The 19,286-nt window shown below is 31.3% G+C and carries 22 protein-coding genes; 20 read left to right on the plus strand and 2 right to left on the minus strand.

Annotated features, from left to right (window positions below):
* Positions 1–47: 47 nt before the first annotated feature.
* The 4 genes from mtaB to B4A23_RS14295 all read left to right on the plus strand — a co-directional run bounded on the left by mtaB (position 48) and on the right by B4A23_RS14295 (position 3,918).
* Positions 48–1,385 (plus strand): tRNA (N(6)-L-threonylcarbamoyladenosine(37)-C(2))-methylthiotransferase MtaB, encoded by a 1,338-nt coding sequence (gene mtaB, locus B4A23_RS14280; RefSeq protein ID WP_291120942.1) that lies wholly within the window; start codon positions 48–50, stop codon positions 1,383–1,385.
* Positions 1,386–1,494: 109 nt separating this feature from the next.
* Positions 1,495–2,025 carry a DUF4136 domain-containing protein gene (locus B4A23_RS14285; RefSeq protein WP_291120944.1) on the plus strand — a complete coding sequence of 177 codons (531 nt, stop codon included), beginning with the start codon at positions 1,495–1,497 and terminating at the stop codon, positions 2,023–2,025.
* 105 nt (positions 2,026–2,130) lie between these two features.
* Positions 2,131–2,733, plus strand: coding sequence for a porin family protein (locus B4A23_RS14290; RefSeq protein ID WP_286501922.1), 603 nt, complete (start codon positions 2,131–2,133; stop codon positions 2,731–2,733).
* A gap of 54 nt (positions 2,734–2,787) precedes the next feature.
* Positions 2,788–3,918 (plus strand): carboxypeptidase-like regulatory domain-containing protein, encoded by a 1,131-nt coding sequence (locus B4A23_RS14295; protein WP_291120947.1) that lies wholly within the window; start codon positions 2,788–2,790, stop codon positions 3,916–3,918.
* 10 nt (positions 3,919–3,928) lie between these two features.
* Here the strand turns inward: B4A23_RS14295 and B4A23_RS14300 are convergent, their stop codons facing one another.
* On the minus strand, positions 3,929–4,795 hold the full coding sequence (locus tag B4A23_RS14300; protein WP_291120949.1) for a cupin-like domain-containing protein: 867 nt from the start codon (positions 4,793–4,795) through the stop codon (positions 3,929–3,931).
* An 84-nt stretch (positions 4,796–4,879) separates the two neighbouring features.
* Complete coding sequence (locus B4A23_RS14305) at positions 4,880–6,121, minus strand: NAD(P)/FAD-dependent oxidoreductase (protein ID WP_291120951.1); 1,242 nt, start codon at positions 6,119–6,121, stop codon at positions 4,880–4,882.
* Between the two features lie 88 nt (positions 6,122–6,209).
* On the opposite strand from B4A23_RS14305, the gene B4A23_RS14310 reads away from it, so the two are divergent.
* The 16 genes from B4A23_RS14310 to B4A23_RS14385 are packed head-to-tail and all read left to right on the plus strand — an operon-like array spanning position 6,210 to position 19,284.
* Positions 6,210–7,724, plus strand: a complete 1,515-nt coding sequence (locus B4A23_RS14310) for an HAL/PAL/TAL family ammonia-lyase (protein ID WP_291120953.1) — start codon at positions 6,210–6,212, stop codon at positions 7,722–7,724.
* Between the two features lie 3 nt (positions 7,725–7,727).
* Positions 7,728–8,459, plus strand: coding sequence for a 3-oxoacyl-ACP reductase FabG (gene fabG, locus B4A23_RS14315; protein ID WP_291120955.1), 732 nt, complete (start codon positions 7,728–7,730; stop codon positions 8,457–8,459).
* A gap of 5 nt (positions 8,460–8,464) precedes the next feature.
* On the plus strand, positions 8,465–9,691 hold the full coding sequence (locus tag B4A23_RS14320) for a beta-ketoacyl-[acyl-carrier-protein] synthase family protein (RefSeq protein WP_286486286.1): 1,227 nt from the start codon (positions 8,465–8,467) through the stop codon (positions 9,689–9,691).
* Position 9,692: 1 nt separating this feature from the next.
* Complete coding sequence (locus B4A23_RS14325; protein ID WP_114999643.1) at positions 9,693–9,941, plus strand: phosphopantetheine-binding protein; 249 nt, start codon at positions 9,693–9,695, stop codon at positions 9,939–9,941.
* 5 nt (positions 9,942–9,946) lie between these two features.
* Positions 9,947–10,816 (plus strand): lipid A biosynthesis acyltransferase, encoded by an 870-nt coding sequence (locus B4A23_RS14330; protein ID WP_291120957.1) that lies wholly within the window; start codon positions 9,947–9,949, stop codon positions 10,814–10,816.
* Positions 10,817–10,866: 50 nt separating this feature from the next.
* Positions 10,867–11,778: a dialkylrecorsinol condensing enzyme DarA gene (locus tag B4A23_RS14335; RefSeq protein ID WP_291120959.1), complete on the plus strand. Its 912-nt coding sequence runs from the start codon at positions 10,867–10,869 to the stop codon at positions 11,776–11,778.
* A gap of 1 nt (position 11,779) precedes the next feature.
* Positions 11,780–12,919, plus strand: a complete 1,140-nt coding sequence (locus tag B4A23_RS14340) for a beta-ketoacyl-ACP synthase III (protein WP_291120961.1) — start codon at positions 11,780–11,782, stop codon at positions 12,917–12,919.
* 2 nt (positions 12,920–12,921) lie between these two features.
* The gene (locus B4A23_RS14345; RefSeq protein WP_291120963.1) at positions 12,922–13,362 is read left to right on the plus strand and encodes a hypothetical protein; all 441 of its coding nucleotides are present in this window, start codon (positions 12,922–12,924) and stop codon (positions 13,360–13,362) included.
* Positions 13,363–13,366: 4 nt separating this feature from the next.
* Positions 13,367–13,822, plus strand: a complete 456-nt coding sequence (locus B4A23_RS14350) for a hypothetical protein (protein ID WP_291120965.1) — start codon at positions 13,367–13,369, stop codon at positions 13,820–13,822.
* Entirely contained in the window at positions 13,819–14,223 is a 405-nt protein-coding gene (locus tag B4A23_RS14355) for a hypothetical protein (RefSeq protein WP_180904822.1), read from the plus strand. Before B4A23_RS14350 ends, B4A23_RS14355 begins: the two co-directional genes overlap by 4 nt.
* Complete coding sequence (locus B4A23_RS14360) at positions 14,207–15,208, plus strand: BtrH N-terminal domain-containing protein (protein WP_291120967.1); 1,002 nt, start codon at positions 14,207–14,209, stop codon at positions 15,206–15,208. The genes B4A23_RS14355 and B4A23_RS14360 overlap by 17 nt, the downstream gene beginning before the upstream one ends.
* A gap of 6 nt (positions 15,209–15,214) precedes the next feature.
* Positions 15,215–15,940, plus strand: a complete 726-nt coding sequence (locus B4A23_RS14365; RefSeq protein ID WP_291120969.1) for an ABC transporter ATP-binding protein — start codon at positions 15,215–15,217, stop codon at positions 15,938–15,940.
* A 1-nt stretch (position 15,941) separates the two neighbouring features.
* Complete coding sequence (locus tag B4A23_RS14370; protein ID WP_291120970.1) at positions 15,942–17,219, plus strand: ABC transporter permease; 1,278 nt, start codon at positions 15,942–15,944, stop codon at positions 17,217–17,219.
* Positions 17,194–17,631, plus strand: coding sequence for an acyl-CoA thioesterase (locus B4A23_RS14375; RefSeq protein WP_286513906.1), 438 nt, complete (start codon positions 17,194–17,196; stop codon positions 17,629–17,631). The genes B4A23_RS14370 and B4A23_RS14375 overlap by 26 nt, the downstream gene beginning before the upstream one ends.
* A complete protein-coding gene (locus B4A23_RS14380) occupies positions 17,631–18,752 on the plus strand; it encodes a beta-ketoacyl-[acyl-carrier-protein] synthase family protein (protein ID WP_291120973.1) in 1,122 nt (373 codons plus the stop codon). The genes B4A23_RS14375 and B4A23_RS14380 overlap by 1 nt, the downstream gene beginning before the upstream one ends.
* A complete protein-coding gene (locus tag B4A23_RS14385; protein ID WP_286486298.1) occupies positions 18,745–19,284 on the plus strand; it encodes a 3-oxoacyl-ACP synthase in 540 nt (179 codons plus the stop codon). The genes B4A23_RS14380 and B4A23_RS14385 overlap by 8 nt, the downstream gene beginning before the upstream one ends.
* Positions 19,285–19,286: the final 2 nt, after the last annotated feature.

A 19,286-nucleotide genomic window follows, 5' to 3' on the forward strand; every position in this document is an offset into this window, starting at 1 on the left:
ATTTATTTATGTTTCAAAACTATGGATAATTTCTTAAATTTGCAGCTATGAATAATCAAACTAAAACAGTTGCATTTCATACATTGGGATGTAAACTTAATTTTTCTGAAACTTCGACGATCGCAAGAAACTTGAAAGATAATGGATATCAGAAGGTTGAGTTTACAGATTCTGCGAATGTGTACGTAATCAATACATGTTCGGTAACCGCAAATGCAGACAAAGAGTGCAGAACGATTGTGAAAAATGCAATGAAAGCAAATCCAGAAGGTTTTGTTGTCGTTGTAGGTTGTTATGCGCAGTTGAAACCGCAAGAAATTGCGGAAATGGAAGGTGTTGATTTGGTTTTAGGAGCTGCAGAGAAATTCAATATTGCTGAATATTTAGACGATATCAATAAAAAAGAAGAAACAATTGTACATTCTTGTGAGATTGAAGAAGCCGACTTTTACGTTGGTTCTTATTCAATTGGTGATCGTACGCGTGCTTTTTTGAAAGTGCAAGATGGTTGCGATTATAAATGTACGTATTGTACAATTCCTTTGGCTCGTGGAATTTCGCGTTCGGATACAGTTGAAAATGTTATCAAAAATGCGAATGAGATTGCACAAAAAGGAATCAAAGAAATCGTGTTAACGGGTGTAAATATTGGTGATTACGGGAAAGGTGAATTCGGGAATAAAAAACACGAACATACTTTCTTGGAATTGGTGCAAGAATTGGATCAAGTTGATGCGATAGAACGAATCAGAATTTCTTCGATTGAACCAAATTTATTGAAAAATGAAACAATCGATTTTGTTTCAAAAAGCAATCGATTTGTTCCACATTTCCATATTCCATTACAATCTGGTAGCGATGAGATTTTGAAAAAAATGAAACGTCGTTACTTATCTAATCTTTATTTAGATCGTGTAACAAAAATTCGCGAAGTGATGCCAAATGCATGTATTGGTGTAGATGTAATTGTTGGTTTTCCTGGAGAAACAGAAGAATTGTTTATGGAAACATATAATTTCTTAAACGAATTACAAATTAGCTATTTACATGTATTTACTTATTCGGAAAGAGATAATACAGAAGCAATCGAATTTGAAGGAGTTGTTGATCAAGGAGAACGTAAACGTCGTAATAAAATGTTACGTATTTTATCGGAGAAAAAACGTCAAGCTTTTTATCAATCTCAATTAAATTCGACTCAGAAAGTATTGTGGGAACATGATAATAAAGACGGAAAAATGTTTGGTTTTACAGAGAATTATGTGAAAGTTCAGACAGATTTTAATCCTGAATTAGTCAACGAAACACAAATTGTAGATTTGGTTAGAATCAATCACAATGGAATTGTTGAAGTAAAAATTCAAGAGTTAGAATTAGCAAAATAAAATTGTAAATATTAGTTAAAAAGAAGTTCAAGTATTTTGAGCTTCTTTTTTTTGATTTACCTTTACATTTAGGAATAATAATTGTAGTTTTAAATAAAAAATCAAGGTCATGAAAATTATACACTTTACTTTTATAATTTTGTTGTCATTATTTGTAACAAGCTGTGGAACAGTTCAAGTAAGTACAGATTACGACAGATCAACAAATTTTGCTTCATATAATACTTATACTTTTCACCAAAAAGGATTAGATAAGTTAAAGGTTAACGATTTGGACAAGAACCGATTAATTAAAGCAATTGACGCACAAATGGCTACAAAAGGATTTACAAAAGTAAGTTCTGATGCAGACTTAGTCATTAACTTATTGACAAGTTCTAAAGAACAAGTTTCTGTAAATAATAACAATTGGGGTTACGGTCCTTATGGTTACTATGGCGGATATTACGGCGGAAATAGCGTTTCTTCTTATCAAGCGGGAACAATTGTAATAGACATTATTGATGATAAACGTAATATATTGGTTTGGCAAGGTGTTGGTTCTGATCTTAATTTGAGTAATATCAGTGCTAAAGCAGAAAGAATCCCGAAAGCAATTGAAGAAATTCTAGCTAAATTTCCTCCTCAACCAAAGAAATAAATTTTCGAAAATAATATAATAAGCTCTTCATTTGAAGAGCTTATTTTATGAAATGAAGTTTGTATTAAAAAAAGCTTTAATTTTGTTAAAATTATACAATAACTTATGAAAAATTTAAAAACCAATCTATTAAGTTTATTTCTTTTAAGTTTATCTACTTTTTCTTTTGCTCAAATCGAATTTGGAGTTAAAGGTGGTGTTGGACTTAGTAACACAACTATTGTTCATGGAGTTTCTAAAGAGAGAGTTGGATTTTTAGCTGGGGGAGTTGCGAAATATCAATTAACTACTCGAAACGAGAATCATTATTTACAAGCAGAAGTTTTATATACTACTCAAGGTGAATATTCGTTATATAAAGAAGGCGGAGAGAAATACAAAGCGTTCTTAAATTACATCAATATTCCAATTATGTACAAATACTATTTTGATGATCAAGGAAAAGATTTCTTTGTAGAAGGTGGTCCTCAATTGGGTTTCAAAGTATCAGAAAAATTTGATGAAGATGAGCCAGAAAGAGAAAATAATGTTCCAAAATCATTTGATTTAGCATTTAATATTGGTGGTGGATATTCTATTGATAGAAAATACGAAATTAATTTAAGATATCAATATGGATTAATAGATACCTACGACTATAAACGTTGGGATAATGGAACAAATCGTTCATCATTTTTAACTTTAGGAATTACATATTTCTTCAAATAAATTCAAAACCGCTTTATAGCGGTTTTTTTATTATCTTGTTTTAAAATTTAGTCAATGAATTTTAAACAATTTTTTATTTTAGGTTTTCTATTGATTAGTAGTAATCTATTTGCTCAGAATATGATAAAAGGAAAAGTGATTGATGAAAAATCGCTTCCAATTATTAATGCTGAAATCTATGTCGATAATTCTACGATTAAATCAAAAACAAACGAAAAAGGTGAATTTGAACTAAATCTTCCTAATGGACAATATAATTTAATCGTTCGTGCAAGTTTGTTTGAGAATTATATTTTGAATGTCAATACAAATCAAACCAATTTTTATAAAGTTATATTAGAGCCTGAAGTGGTTGCATTACAAGAAACAGTTGTTCAAGCAATATCTAAAGAAGATTGGTTGTATTATTATCAGACTTTTCTGAGATTGTTTTTAGGAAGTAATGAAGCTGCTAAAAAATGTAAAATCGAAAATTCGAAAGATTTAAGGTTTAAATATGATAAAAATACACGACAATTATCTGCTACTTCCCGAAATCCTTTAATCATTACAAACAATTACTTAGGTTATAAAATAGAATATGATTTGGTTGATTTTAATATTAATTTCAAGTCAAATTATGTTTTAACACTTGGAACAGCTCTTTTTACTGAATTAAAATCCTCTGCCTCAATAGAGAAAAAATGGCAAGAAAATCGTCGTAAATCTTATTTAGGAAGTGTGACTCATTTTATGAAAGCAGTATATGAGAATAGAATTAATGAAGAAGGATATGATATAAAACGATTGGTTCGTAAGGATGATGAAGAATATTATAGATTGAAAGAGAGAAAACTTTTAGGAGATAGGGTTGATATTAATGTTCCAATAAAAACTATTACATATATAGTTAATCAAAAAGTACCGTATGATAGTTTAAAAATGGTTGAAAGTGATAGGCAATACCTTAATTTTAAAGGTTTGTATTCTGTAGAATATAAAAATGAAAAAGAGGATTTAGATTACGCCAAACAAAATGGATTAAATTATGTTACAACTCAAAGATCTATTTTTACATTAAAAGATGATGTATTAAAAATTGAAGAAAATGGAACGTATTATCATCCTACTAATTTGGTTGTTGAAGGATATTGGAGCTGGGAAAAAATAGCAAACATGGTTCCTATGGATTATAAAATTGAGTAATATTTAAATCCTATTCCTCAATTCCATAATAACGATGACTTTTCTTTATTGCCCATTTTTCTTTAAAATTAATCCATTTTGATTGAAATAATTTACGCATTAATTTATCGGTATAACGCATAATAAAAACATGATAAACGGTATTCATCACTTGAAAAAACTCATTAGGGAAAGCGCGTAAAGACATTGAAAATCCTGCTTCTAAATAGCGATTATAATGCCAATAACCTCGCGGAATAAATAGCGCATCACCATGATTCATGACAAAATCAAAACCTTTTGCGTGTTTCAAAGCTGGGAATTTTTCGTAATCGGGATGATCGTAATCGATTTCGTAAATCGTATGTACCGAAAGAGGGACTTTATATAAAGCTTTGGATTGTTTTGGATCAAACAACAAAATTCGTTTATCTCCTTGAAATTGAAAATGAATAAAATCCGTCATATCGACATCATAATGCATCAAAACTTTAGCTTCACTTCCTCCAAAAAATAAGGTAGGTAAACGTTCAAAATATTTTAAACCAAGATCAGGGTAAGTAAAATTTTTGAGTAATTCGGGAATTTTATCTTTGATAATAAAAAAGAAAATTCTCAAATCAGAGGGCTCTTTTTTGATCAAATCCACATACTCATTAAACTTCATGTGCGTTGCAGGAGTGTCCGAACTTTTATTAGCATCAGCAGGTTTGCTATCGTATAAAGGCACAATTTGTTCGCCAGCTTTTTCTTTGATATAATCGAGATTCCATTTGTTAAAATCCTTCCAATTCTTTGCATAACCTTTCAATAATAAAGGTTTTCTTTTTTTGAGATAATTTTTGATAAAATCTTCTTTCGAAATTGATTCAATTGTATCAATAGCTTGAAATTGCATACGTTTTAAAGTATTGGATTACTCAAAAATAGAGAATCTATCTGAATTAAAAACAAAAAAGCCAACATATTGTTGACTTTTCATTTATTCTGTTTCTTTAACCATTCGAATCAGATGCGCCATATTCCGGATGACGCTATAATGTTTTTTAACAAATGGATTTTCTTTGTTCCAAACATATCCTGCTAAAACAGCACAAATTTTTTCTTTGACATCAGGATTTTCAGGTTGATGGAAAAATAATTCTTGCAAATTTCCGGTATACCATTCTTGTACATAAGTGGTGAAAACATCGATTCCTTCTTTCATATAATCTTCGTAATCGGTTTGCCAATCAACTTTTTCACCATTTATTTCTTTAATAGCAAGTTTCGCAGCTTTCAAACCACTTTCTGTTGCGAAACAAACGCCAGAAGAGAAAACAGGATCTAAAAACTCGGTACTATTTCCTGTCAAAACATAACCATCACCAAACATTTTAGTTACCGCAGCAGAATAATTTTTTAACCAAATTGGATTAAATTCAAATGGTAAATTACCAAAACGATTGACGTAAAAATCGGATTTTTGAATTGCATTTTGCAAAGCTTCCGTTGTATCTTGATTGGTTGATAATTGATTAATATAATCTGTTGGGCCAACGATTCCGACACTTGTTTTTCCATTCGAAAAAGGAATTACCCACAACCAAACTTTTGTTTCGATAATATCAAATGAAATCTGCGTTCCCTCTCGACCTTCAGGGCGACGAACATCATCAATATGCGTGAAAATTGCTGAATGAGGATTTAGTTTTGATGGGCTATCAATATTTAATAATCGTGGTAAAACACGACCATATCCACTCGCATCAATTAAAAATTTTGCATTGATTTGATAAGTTTCTCTATTTTGTTTTTTAACGGTTGTAATCGAATTTTTTCCTTCAAATTGAACATTAATTACCTCTTCATTAAAACGTAAATCTGCGCCTTTGTCTATAATTGCATCAGCTAAAGTCATGTCAAAATCAGCGCGTGGAACTTGCCAAGTCCAATCTTTTCCTTTACCAAATTTTTTACTGAAATCGAAAATACAAATCTGTTCACCTCGAATAAATCTCGCACCAGGTTTTACTTCGAAATTTTGTTTCTCTAAATATGGTAACAATCCAGCTTCTTCGAAATGATCCATAGAGCGAGGGATTAAACTTTCACCTACAACAATTCTCGGAAATTGAGTTTTTTCTAAAACAATAACTTTAATGTTTTTTTCTCTTAAATAGGCTGCTGTAACCGATCCCGAAGGTCCTGCACCGATGATTAAAACATCTGTATTTTCAATCATGACTTTTTGTATAGTTTTTTAATTATTTTTGCAACTGATTGAGGGAGTAAATAACCAAAATCGATAAATCTTTTACCTAATCAATAACATGACAAAATTAACAATTGACACTATAGAAAACATACTTTTTGAGAATAAAAAATTATTGCTCGATAAATCAACATTTGATCGTGTAGAGAATAGTTTTAAATTCCTGAAAGAATTTTCAAAAAATAAAATAATTTACGGCGTAAATACAGGTTTTGGACCAATGGCACAATATCGTATTGAGGATGAAAATACAATTCAGCTTCAATATAATTTAATCAGAAGTCACTGTACAGGAATTGGAGAACCGTTGACGTTAGATCAAACAAAAGCTGCGGTTATTGCACGTTTTAATACGCTTTCGTTGGGATATTCTGGGATACATCCTTCAGTTTTAGTATTGATGCAAGAATTAGTGAACCGTGATATTTTACCTGTCATTTATCAACATGGAAGTGTAGGAGCGAGTGGAGATTTGGTTCAATTGGCGCATTTAGCTTTGACATTAATTGGAGAAGGTGAAGTTTTTTATAAAGGTGAAATCAAATCGACGAAAGAAGTTTTTGAACTTGAAAATCTTCAACCAATAGAAGTTCATATTCGCGAAGGTTTATCAATTATGAATGGAACTTCGGTAATGACGGGAATTGGAATGGTAAATTTGATAAAGGTTAATCAATTAATCAATCTTTCGATTACGTTAAGCTCGATGATGAATGAGATTGTACAATCTTTTGATGATCATTATTCAAAACCATTGAATGAAGCTAAACAACATGCTGGTCAACGTTATGTGGCGAATAAAATGATCGATTTTTTGAATGATAGCAAATTAGTCAAAAAACGTGCAGATGAACTATATCAAGAACGTACCGAGAAAATTTTTGAAGAAAAAGTACAAGAATATTATTCTCTGCGTTGTGTTCCTCAGATTTTAGGACCAATTTATGATACGTGGAATGCTGCGAAAGAAGTGTTAGAAAATGAAATAAATTCGGCAAGTGATAATCCAATTATCGATGTAGAAAATCAAACTGTTCATCATGGTGGAAATTTTCATGGTGATTATGTTTCCTTGGAATTGGATAAATTAAAATTAGCTGTAACACGTCTATCAATGCTGAGTGAACGTCAATTGAATTATTTAGTCAATCCAAAAATCAATAATATTTTACCTCCTTTCGTTAATTTGGGAACGCTTGGTTTTAACTTTGGTTTGCAAGCTGCTCAATTTACAGCGACTTCTACAACGGCTGAAAATCAAACACTTTCTACGTCGATGTATGTGCATAGTATTCCAAACAATAATGATAATCAAGATATTGTGAGTATGGGGACAAACGCAGCGACGATTTGTGCAAAAGTGATTGATAATACGTTCGAAGTGTTGACGGTTCAGAGTTTGGCTGTAACGCAAGCGATAGAATTTTTACAAATACAAGATAAACTATCTTCGAAAGGAAAAGCTTTTTATGATTCGATTCGTAAAATTGTTCCTGCGTTTAAAGAAGATGAGGTGATTTATCCTTATCTTAAGGAAGTGAAAAATTATTTACTAAATAATAAAGTAAACTAAAGCATGAAATGTGCAATTGTAACAGGTGGTTCTCGTGGAATTGGAAAAGCAATTTGTCTTAAAATTGCCGAAGAACACGATTATCATCTTTTAATAAATTATAATTCGAATGAAGCTGCTGCGTTAGAGACTTTGAAAGAAGTGGAAGCATTAGGTGGTACAGGAGAAATTTTAAAATTTGATGTGGCTGATGCAAATCAAACACAACAAGTTTTAACAGAATGGACAGAAAAAAATACAGATGCAATTGTAGAAGTTATTGTTAACAATGCAGGGATTACGAAAGACAATTTGTTTATGTGGATTTCGCAAGATGATTGGTCGAATGTGATTAATACAAGCTTGAATGGTTTTTACAACGTAACTCACTTTTTTATTAATCCATTATTGAGAAATAGATTCGGAAGAGTTGTCAATATAGTTTCTGTTTCTGGTTTGAAAGGAACGCCAGGACAAACCAATTATTCTGCTGCAAAAGCTGCTGTGATAGGAGCAACGAAAGCATTGGCACAAGAAATAGCAAAACGTAATGTAACTGTGAATGCTGTTGCACCAGGTTTTATCGAAACGGATATGACAGATGAATTGGATCAACAAGAATTAAAAAAGCTGATTCCAGCAAATCGTTTTGGAAAAGCCGAAGAAGTTGCCGATTTGGTAAGCTTTTTGGTTTCTAAAAAATCGAGTTATATCACAGGAGAAGTTATTAATATAAATGGAGGAATTTATTCTTAGATAAAATGAGCCAAAGAGTCGTAATAACAGGAATGGGCATCTATTCTTGCTTAGGAACATCATTAGAAGAAGTAACAGAATCTTTGCGTCAAGGAAAATCAGGGATTATTTTTGATGAAGAACGCAAAGAATTTGGCTTTAAATCTGCTTTGACGGGAACTGTTTCAGCACCAGATTTGAAACCTTTTTTGAATCGTAGACAACGAATTACAATTGGTCAAGAAACAGAGTTTGCTTATATGGCAACTTTAGAAGCATTGAAAAATGCTAATTTGACGGAAGAATATATCAAGACTAACGAGGTCGGAATTATATATGGAAACGATAGTGTTTCGAAAGCAATTATTGATGCAATAGATATTGTTCGCGAGAAAAAAGATACTGAATTAATTGGTTCTGGAGCTATTTTCAAATCAATGAATTCTACTGTAACGATGAATCTTGCAACGATTTTTGAGTTGACTGGAATCAATTTTACAATCAGTGCAGCTTGTGCGAGTGGTTCGCATTCGATTGGTTTAGGTTATATGATGATCAAAGATGGTCTGCAAGATATGATTATTTGTGGAGGAGCGCAGGAAATTAATAAATATGCAATGGCAAGTTTTGATGGTTTAGGTGTCTTTTCAGAAAATGAAGAGCATCCTGAAAAAGCTTGTCGTCCTTTCGACAAAAACCGTGATGGTTTGGTACCGAGCGGAGGTGGAGCAACATTGATTTTAGAAAGTTATGAATCTGCTGTAAAACGTGGTGCGCCAATTATTGCTGAGGTTTTGGGTTATGGTTTTTCATCTAACGGTGGACACATTTCTACGCCAAATGTAGATGGACCAGCAATTGCGATGAACAGAGCGCTGAAACAAGCAAAAATTTCGGCTGATGAAATTCAGTATATCAATGCACATGCGACTTCTACGCCAGTTGGTGATGCAAACGAAGCAAAAGCGATTGACCAAGTTTTTGGAAAAACGAAACCTTTTGTAAGTTCTACAAAATCGATGACAGGACATGAATGTTGGATGGCAGGAGCGAGTGAGATTATTTATTCTAACTTAATGATGATGAATAACTTTATTGCGCCAAATATTAATTTCGAAGAAGCAGACGAAGATTCAGCTAAATTAAACATTGTTAAAGAAACCTTAAATAAAGAATTTGATGTATATTTGTCGAATTCTTTTGGATTTGGTGGAACAAATTCTGCCTTAGTAATTAAAAAATTTAACTCCTAATATGGTGAAAAGTCAAATCGCTGAAAAATTAAACGCTATCTTAATTGATGAATTTGAGGTTGATCCTTCTGTGATTTCAGAGGAAAAAAATATTAAAGAATCTTTAGATTTAGATAGTTTAGACTATGTTGATTTAGTGGTAATCATTGAATCTAATTTCGGTGTGAAATTAATTAAAGAAGATTTTCAAAATATGATAACTTTTGAAGATTTCTACGCAATTGTAGAACAAAAGTTAGAAAATAAATAACAGATATGAAACAATGGGATGGTCGCTCTAAAGGAACGGTCCTGGGATACAAAATATTTGTCAATGTTATGAAAAAGCTCGGAATTAAGGCTGCTTACTCAGTCTTAATTTTTGTAGCTTTTTATTATTTTATAACGGCTTATAGCAGTAATAAATCTATTTACGAATACTTTCGTTATCGACTAAATTTTTCGGTTTTCAAATCAATTTTAAGTGTTTACAAAAGTTACTATACTTTTGGACAAACTTTGATTGATAAAACAGCAATTAATGCAGGTTTGCGTAACAAATATTCGTACGAATTTGATGGAATAGAATTATTGAAAAATCTATTGGATCAAAAACAAGGTGGAATCTTAATTAGTGCGCATGTTGGTAATTTCGAAGTTGCTGAACATTTTTTTGCTGATATTGATTTTGATTGTCAAATTAATTTAGTTACAACAGATTTAGAACGAAATGTTATTAAAGAATATTTAGAAAGTATTTCGATGAAACCTTCGGTAAATTTTATCTTGATTCAAGAAGATTTATCACATATTTTCGAAATTAATAATGCGCTTAGTCGAAACGAATTAATTTGTTTTACAGGAGATCGTTATTTTGAAGGAAATAAAACGATGTCAGAAGTGCTTCTTGGAAAAGAAGCAAATTTTCCTGCAGGACCATTTTCTATTGCTTCTCGCTTGAAAGTGCCCGTTGCTTTTGTGTATGTAATGAAGGAAAAGAATCTACATTATCATTTATATGCACGTCAAGCAAATTTCGAACATCGTGATGCAAATGCACTTTTGAAAGAATTTTGCGTCAATCTCGAAACTATTGTAAAAAAATATCCTTACCAATGGTTTAATTATTTCGATTTTTGGAAGTAAATTAGACCACAATATGAATTTTCAAACCACTAAAAAACCTATACTTTTACATGAAATGCAACGTATTAGTTGTTTATTACTCGCAGTCAGGACAGTTAAAAGAGATTGTTGATCAAACAACTTATGATTTAGTTCAAAACCAAGATATTAATTTAACGAAATGCAAGATAGAAATGGAAGAGGAATTTCCTTTTCCGTGGGATTTTTATTCTTTTTTCAATGCTTTTCCAGATAGTTTTCTTCAAAAAGAAAAAAAGATTAAACCAATTTCGACAGAAATCTTGAATCAGGAATATGATTTGATTTTACTGTATTATCAAGTTTGGTTTTTATCGCCATCTATTCCAATCAATTCTTTTTTAAAGGATAAACAAACGCAGCGACTTTTAGAAAATTCTAAAATAATTACAATTAGTGGTTCGCGAAATATATGGTTCTTGGCACAAGAAAAAATCAAAACAATCTTGAAAGAACGCAAAGCAAATTTAGTTGGAAACATCGCATTGGTCGATCATACCCCAAATTTAGTAAGTGCCATGACAATTGTAAATTGGATGTTTTCGGGCGTTAAAAAACGAATGTTTAATTTGTTGCCTTTGCCAGGAATTAGTGAAAAAACTATTCAGGAAAGTAGAAGATTTGGTAAAATTATTCTAAATTCAATCCAAAATAATAATTACTCTAATCTACAAGAAAACTTAATTCAATCTGGAGCCGTTGAGGTTAAACCTTTTTTAGTTTCTGTGGATACAAAAGGGAATCGAATGTTTAAAGTTTGGTCTAAAATTATTGATTCTAAACAAGGTAAACAGCGAGAAAAGTATTTGAAATTCTTTTATTATTATTTAATTTTAGCTATTTGGATAATATCTCCACTAGTAAATTTGTTATATATTATATTTTATCCGTTCAACTATTTTAAATACAAAAAACAGGTAAAATATTTTCAAGGAATAGAATAATATGCAAAATGTATATATAACGAAAACGTCGAAGTTTTTGCCAAATCAACCAATTTCGAATGATGAAATGGAAGATTTTTTAGGAAAAATTAATCAAATTCCTTCAAAAGCTCGAAGAATCGTTTTAAGAAATAATGGAATCAAAACGCGTTATTACGCTCTCGATAAAACTGGAAATGTCACACATTCTAATGCCGAATTGACGAATAATGCAATTACAAATTTATTTGATGCACAGTTCACAAAAAATGAGGTAGAAGTGTTGTCGTGTGGGACTTCAACGCCAGATTTGTTGTTGCCTTCTCATGCCGCGATGGTACATGGTTTATTGCAAAATAATGTTTCGGTGGAGTTAAATTCTTCTTCGGGAGTTTGTAATTCGGGAATGAATGCGTTGAAATTTGGCTATCTTTCGGTAAAGTCAGGAAATTCTAAAAATGCAGTTTGTTCAGGATCTGAGCGAGTTTCGACGTGGATGAAAGCAGAAAAATTTGAGCATGAAGTTGACAATTTAAAAGAATTAGAAGAACAACCAATTATAGCATTCAAAAAAGATTTTTTACGTTGGATGTTATCGGATGGTGCTGCAGCTTTTTTATTGCAAAATCAACCAAACGAAAATGCAATTTCGCTTAAAATAGAGTGGATGGAATCTTATTCTTACGCACATGAATTGGAAACGTGTATGTATGCCGGAGGCGATAAATTATCGAATGGAGAAATGAAACCTTGGAGCGATTTTTCTTCGGAAGAATGGTTAAAAGAATCCGTTTTTTCATTGAAACAAGATGTCAAAATTCTGAATGATAATATTTTGATAAAAGGTGTAGAAAGCATGAAAGCTGCAATGGATAAATATCAATTATCGTCAAATGAAATAGATTATTTGTTGCCACATGTGTCGTCAAATTATTTTGTTCAAGGTTTATATGACGAATTTTGTAAGAAAGACATTCATATTCCGTTAGAAAAATGGTTTATGAATTTAAGCAAAGTTGGAAATGTGGGTTCAGCGTCTGTTTTTTTGATGCTTGACGAACTTTTTCAAGACGGAAACCTTAAAAAAGGAGATCGTATTATGCTTTGTGTACCAGAAAGTGGGCGTTTTTCGTATTCGTACGCTTATTTAACAGTCGTTTAAAAATGAATAAAATACAATTACCCAATCATACGATAGAATTTATCAAACAATTGATTCCACAACGCGAACCAATTATAATGGTAAATGCTATTTTTGAATATGAAGAGGGAAAAGTTGTTGGAGGCTTAACAGTCAAAAACGATTCAATTTTTGTCGAAAATAATCAATTGAAAGAATCTGGAATATTAGAACACATGGCTCAAACAGTTGCTTTGTATACAGGTTATCAATTTTATATTCGAAATGAATCGGCTCCAACTGGATATATTGGCTCGATGAAATCAATAGAGATTAATCGTTTGCCAAAAGTGAATGAAAATTTAACAACAACAGCAACTATTTTGCACGAAGTAATGGGAGTGACTTTGGTTTCGATTGAAACAAAGATAGAAGGAGAAGTAATTGCAAAAGGAGAGATGAAAACAGTGATTGCAGAAACATAATTTTATGAAAGTAAATCAGCAAATTGATATTCAACAATTTCTTCCGCATCGTGAACCAATGCTTTTTGTAGACACGATTTCTTGGATTGAGAAAACCTATGTTGAAGCTTTATTTACGATAAAATCGGATCAATTATTTATTCAGAACGAATATTTTACTGAAGTCGGTTTATTGGAAAATATGGCGCAAGTTTGTTCGACAATTATCGGACAAAACTATTTTATCAATTTTTCTGATGTACACAAAGGCGATGTAATCGGCTTTATTAGCACGATTAAACAAGCAGAAATTATGCAATTGCCGAAAGTTAATCAAACCATTACAACAAAAGCAACGTTGTTAGAAGTTTTTGATTACGATGAATTTACAATTAGTTTGATGCAAGCAAAAGTTATCTTGAATGACGAAATAATTGCGATAGCTACAATGAATTTGATGCTTCAAAACCATAAAAAATGAAACAATCAGAAGTACCGCAAGATAAAGGACATCTCAAGGATTTCAACGAAGTTTATTATGCAATTGATGAACAAGGAGAATTTTCTCAAACATTGAGTGCAGGTTGGGAAGCGAAAAATATTGTTCAATCCGAAACTTTAAAAATTTTGGATGAACGCACAGAGGAAGCAAGACAAAAAGTAATGGATGGAAAAGCAAGTCCAATTTTATATTTCATGGAATTGAAACGTATGGATTGGGAAATTTTGTCTAATTATGTCGGAATTTGGAAGATTTTTGTCAAAAGACATGCAAAACCAACTGTTTTCTCAAAATTAAAAGAATCAACACTAAAAAAATATGCCGAAGCTTTTGAAATTTCGGTTGATGAATTAAAAAACTTTGATGGAAACCATAACTGATTTTAAACATTTTCAATCAGCACATTGCGAAAATGGAGTTGCCTCCAACTTATTAAAAAATAAAGGAATTGATATTTCAGAACCGATGATTTTTGGGATTGGTTCTGGTCTTTTTTTTGTGTTTTTACCTTTCTTAAAAGTTAATCATGCACCAGCAATTAGTTATCGTCCAATGCCAGGAATGATTTTTAATCGTGCAGCGAAGAATCTTGGTATAAAGGTGAAACGTCATAAATTTCGCTCTACAAAATCAGCTCAGACTTTCTTAGATGAGCAACTTTTAGTCAATCGACCTTGCGGTTTACAAGTTGGTGTGTACAATTTAACATACTTTCCCGAAGAATATAAGTTTCATTTTAACGGACATAATTTAGTTGTTTTCGGAAAGCAAGATCAATCGTATTTAATCAGCGATCCTGTGATGCAAGAAACGACAAAATTGACTGAAAATGAGTTAGAAAAAGTTCGTTTTTCGAAAGGAGTTTTAGCTCCAAAAGGGCATTTGTATTATCCTGAATTTATTCCAGAAAATATTGATTTTGAGAAAGCAATCAAAAAAGGAATTAAGAAAACGTGTCGTGAAATGTTAGCGCCAGTTCCGATTGTTGGTGTTCGTGGAATTAGAATGGTAGCGAAACGAATCAAAAAAATGCCAAAGAAAATTGGGAACGCAAAGACAAATTATTTTTTGGCGCAAATGATTCGAATGCAAGAAGAAATTGGAACTGGTGGTGGTGGTTTTCGATATATTTATGCTGCTTTTTTACAAGAAGCTTCACAAAAGTTGAATCAATCAAATTTGAATGATTTTGCCATAGAAATTTCTGAAATAGGAGATAAATGGCGAGATTTTGCTCTAAATGCATCAAGAGTTTATAAAAAACGAAATAATTCGCAAGATATTTACGATGTGATTTCGGATCAATTATTGGAATTAGCAGATTTGGAAGAATCGTTTTTTAAACGTTTAAGAAAAGAAATTTAGTCACAGATGATTGAAATTGAAAAACTATATAAAAAATATAAAAATTCTGATGTTTTTGCGTTAGAAGATTTTTTTTTGACGATAAAACAGAACGAAATTCACGGTTTACTTGGTCCAAACGGAGCAGGAAAAACAACCTTGATGTCGATACTTTCTGGATTGATTAAACCAACTTCTGGTAATGTTGTGATTCAGAATTTAAATCAAAAAACAAATTTAAAAAAGATTCAGAAAATCATTGGAATTGTTCCGCAAGAATATGCATTGTATCCAACTTTGACGGCAAGAGAAAATTTAGAATTTTTTGGGAAAATTTATAAAGTTCCTTCAAAAGAATTACACGAAAAGATTCATCTTTTGACTGAAAAAGTAGGAATGAGTAAGTTTTTAGATAAAAAAATTGATTCTTTTTCGGGAGGAATGAAACGCCGTATTAATTTATTGGCAGGAATTCTTCATCAGCCAGAAATTCTCTTTTTAGATGAACCAACTGTTGGCGTTGATATTCAATCAAAAATTGCGTTATTGGATTATTTACAAGAATTGCATCAGCAAGGAATGTCGATCGTTTATACATCTCATCATATGGCAGAAGCCGAAGATTTTTGTACACAAGTTACGATTATGAATCAAGGAAAATCGATTGTAACAGCCGAACCGAAAGAATTAATCAAGCAAGTAAATGCGTACAATTTGGAGGAAGCTTTTGTTAATCTAACTAAATTATCGTGATATGTTGAGTCAACTTTTAGCATGCATTAAGAAAGAAATTTTATTACTCATTCGCGATATTGGCGGATTGGTGATTCTTTTTATTATGCCTTTGATTTTGGTTATTACGGTGACTAAAATTCAGAAAAGTACTTACGATTCTTTTGCAGAAGCGAGTATTCCGGTGCTATTTATTGATCATGATCAAGATAGTATTTCCGCACTTGTAAAAAAACATATTTCACATTCAGGAAATTTAAAAATTGTAACTGAATTAAATGGAAAAAAATTAACGGAAGATGAACTGAAATCCGAAGTTTTTAAAGGTAAATACCAAGTTGGAATTGTAATTCCTGCGAAATTATCAAAGGATTTGAATTATAAAATCAATCAAAATGTTGAGAAAATTCTGAACGAATTTGCTTTTGATAGCACGCAAGTGAAATATAATCAACAAGTCAATCCAAAGACGATTAAATTATACTTTGATCCTGCTACTTCGCTGGCTTTCAAAGAAAATGTGTCGAATGTTTTGGATAAATTAATTACTGATACTGAGAATAAAAGTATTTACAAAGCATTTCAACAAGAAATGGGATCAGATGATTTAGGATTTCAAAATGAGAAGTTTATTCATTTTCAAGAGATTGTTCCTGAGGACTCTAAATCAGTTTTGAAACCAAATGTAACACAACATAATGTGCCTGCATGGACATTATTTGCGATATTTTTTATCGTAGTTCCGCTGTCAATCAATATTGTAAAAGAGAAAAGTTTAGGCACACATATTCGATTATTAACAAGTCCAATGCCTTATTCTGTTCAAATTATCGGTAAAACGATTACGTATTTAATTATAAGTTTACTACAATTTACTATGATTTTATGTATCGCTAAATTAGTTTTTCCATTAATTGATTTACCAGGTTTCAAAACGGATGGCATATTATTTTCGATTTACGGATTAACTGTATTCGCTTCTTTAGCAGCAATTGGATTAGGACTTTTAATTGGTACAATTGCGAAAACTCAAGAACAATCTGCACCTTTTGGAGCGACTTTGGTGGTTATTTTAGCTGCAATAGGCGGTGTTTGGATTCCAGTTTTTGCGATGTCAGATTTTATGCAACATTTCGCGAAAATATCACCGATGAATTGGGCACTTGATGGCTATTATAGTTTAATCCTGAGAAATCAATCTTTTCTTCAGATAGTTCCGAATATTATTTTGTTAACTTTGTTCTATATTATTACCTTGTTTGCCGCTATATATTATGATAAGTTCAGAAGAGAAGATTAAAACATTAGTACATAATTCCAATTTCGCAGTACGATTTAATGAAACCGATCCGTTGGGAATCGTGTGGCATGGGAATTATATTACGTATTTTGAAGATGGAAGGGAAGCTTTTGGGCGTCATTTTGGGATTAGTTATTTGGATATTCAGAAAAGTGGATTTGTAACACCAATTATTAAGTCGGTTTGTGAACACAAATTTCCGTTGAAATATGGTGATATATGTAGAATAGAAACGACTTTTGAAGATACTTTGGCAGCAAAAATGATTTTTAAATTCAAGATTTTTAATCAAGATGAAAAGTTAGTTTGTATTGGAGAAACAATTCAAGTTTTTTTAGACAACGAAGGAGATTTAATGTTAACATTACCACCATTTTTTGAAGAATGGAAGAAAAAAGTAGGATTGTTGTAATGGAAAAAGTTTACATTAATCGTGCGAATATTTTAACGCCTTTCGGAAATTCTATTCAAGCGAATTGGAATGAATTAGTGAAAGGAAATTCTGCTGTTTCTAAAATTGATTCTTTTGGACATTTAAAGAATTTTTATGCTGGAAAAATTGATGATGAAATTTTCTTAAATTTAAAAGATCAAGTTGAAGATAATCAGATTTATACGCGATTAGAATTATTTGGGATTTTAGCTCTTCAATCTATTATTGATAAATCGAAAATTTCACAACGAACTGCTTTTATAATTTCAACAACAAAAGGTAATATAGATCAACTTTCTGATTCGTTAGAAAAAGTGTCTATTCCAAATTTTGCCAAGAAAATTGCAGATTATTATGGATTTAAAACTGAACCAATTATCATTTCAAATGCTTGTGTTTCTGGAGTTTTAGTAGTTAATGTTGCAAAACGTTTCATTGAAATTGATGAGTTTGATGACGTGTATGTTTTGGCTTTGGATGAGTTGACAGATTTTGTTTTGACTGGTTTCAATTCATTTCAAGCAATGGATTTCGAGTTGTGTAAACCATTTGACAAAGATAGAATAGGTGTGAATTTAGGTGAAGCTGCCGCTTGCGTTTATCTTTCTAAAAATCAAGAAAAGAATAGTTTTCAGATTTTGGGTGAAGCTTCAATCAACGATGCAAATCATATTTCTGGACCATCTCGCACGGGTGAAGGCTTGGTGTTGAGTATAGAATCGGCGATGAAAGAAGCCAATATTTCATCAAATGAAATAGATTATATTTCGGCTCATGGAACGGCAACATTGTATAATGATGAAATGGAAGCAATTGCTTTTAATCGTTTACAAATGGAATCGATTCCGACAAATAGTTTAAAAGCTTTTTACGGACATACATTGGGTGCTTCTGGATTGTTAGAATTGATTATTTCGATGAAGCAAGCACAAGAAAATTTGATTTTGAAAAGTCATAATTTCAATGAATTAGGAGTTTCAGTTCCATTAAATATTTTAAAAGAAAATCTTCAAAAAGAAGTCAATATTATTTTGAAAACTTCATCTGGTTTTGGAGGAAGTAATGCTGTAATTATTTTAAAAAAAGTTCAGAATGACTAAAGTTGAGATTAAAAACGAACAAGTTTGGTTGAATGATGAACTTTATTTTGAAGATTCTTCAGGAGATTTTGGTATATTTTCGAAAAATTTCTTCAAATCTTTCGAGATTGATTATCCAAAATTTTATAAAATGGATCATCAGAGTAAATTAGCTTTTTTAGCTGCCGAAATTTTATTGAAAGATGAAAATACATTGAACGAAAATCAAGATATTGCATTGGTTTTTGCAAATCGAAATTCGAGTTTAGAATCAGATTTGAAACATCAACAAAGTATTCAATCTACGGATGAAATTTTTCCGAGTCCAGCAGTTTTTGTTTACACATTAGCAAATATTTGTTTGGGTGAGGTGAGTATTCGTCATCGATTGAAAACCGAAAATGCTTTTTTTATTTCGGAAAATTTTAATGAAGAACAATTAAAAAAGTATGCGAATTATTTAATTCAAAAAAATAAAGCAAAGAAAGTTGTTTTGGCTTGGATAGATTATTTACAAGGTGATTACGAAGCGAAAATGTACTTAATAGATTAAAA

This window comes from Empedobacter sp. UBA7248, from assembly GCF_002472945.1.
In the GTDB taxonomy this organism is placed as follows: domain Bacteria; phylum Bacteroidota; class Bacteroidia; order Flavobacteriales; family Weeksellaceae; genus Empedobacter; species Empedobacter falsenii_C.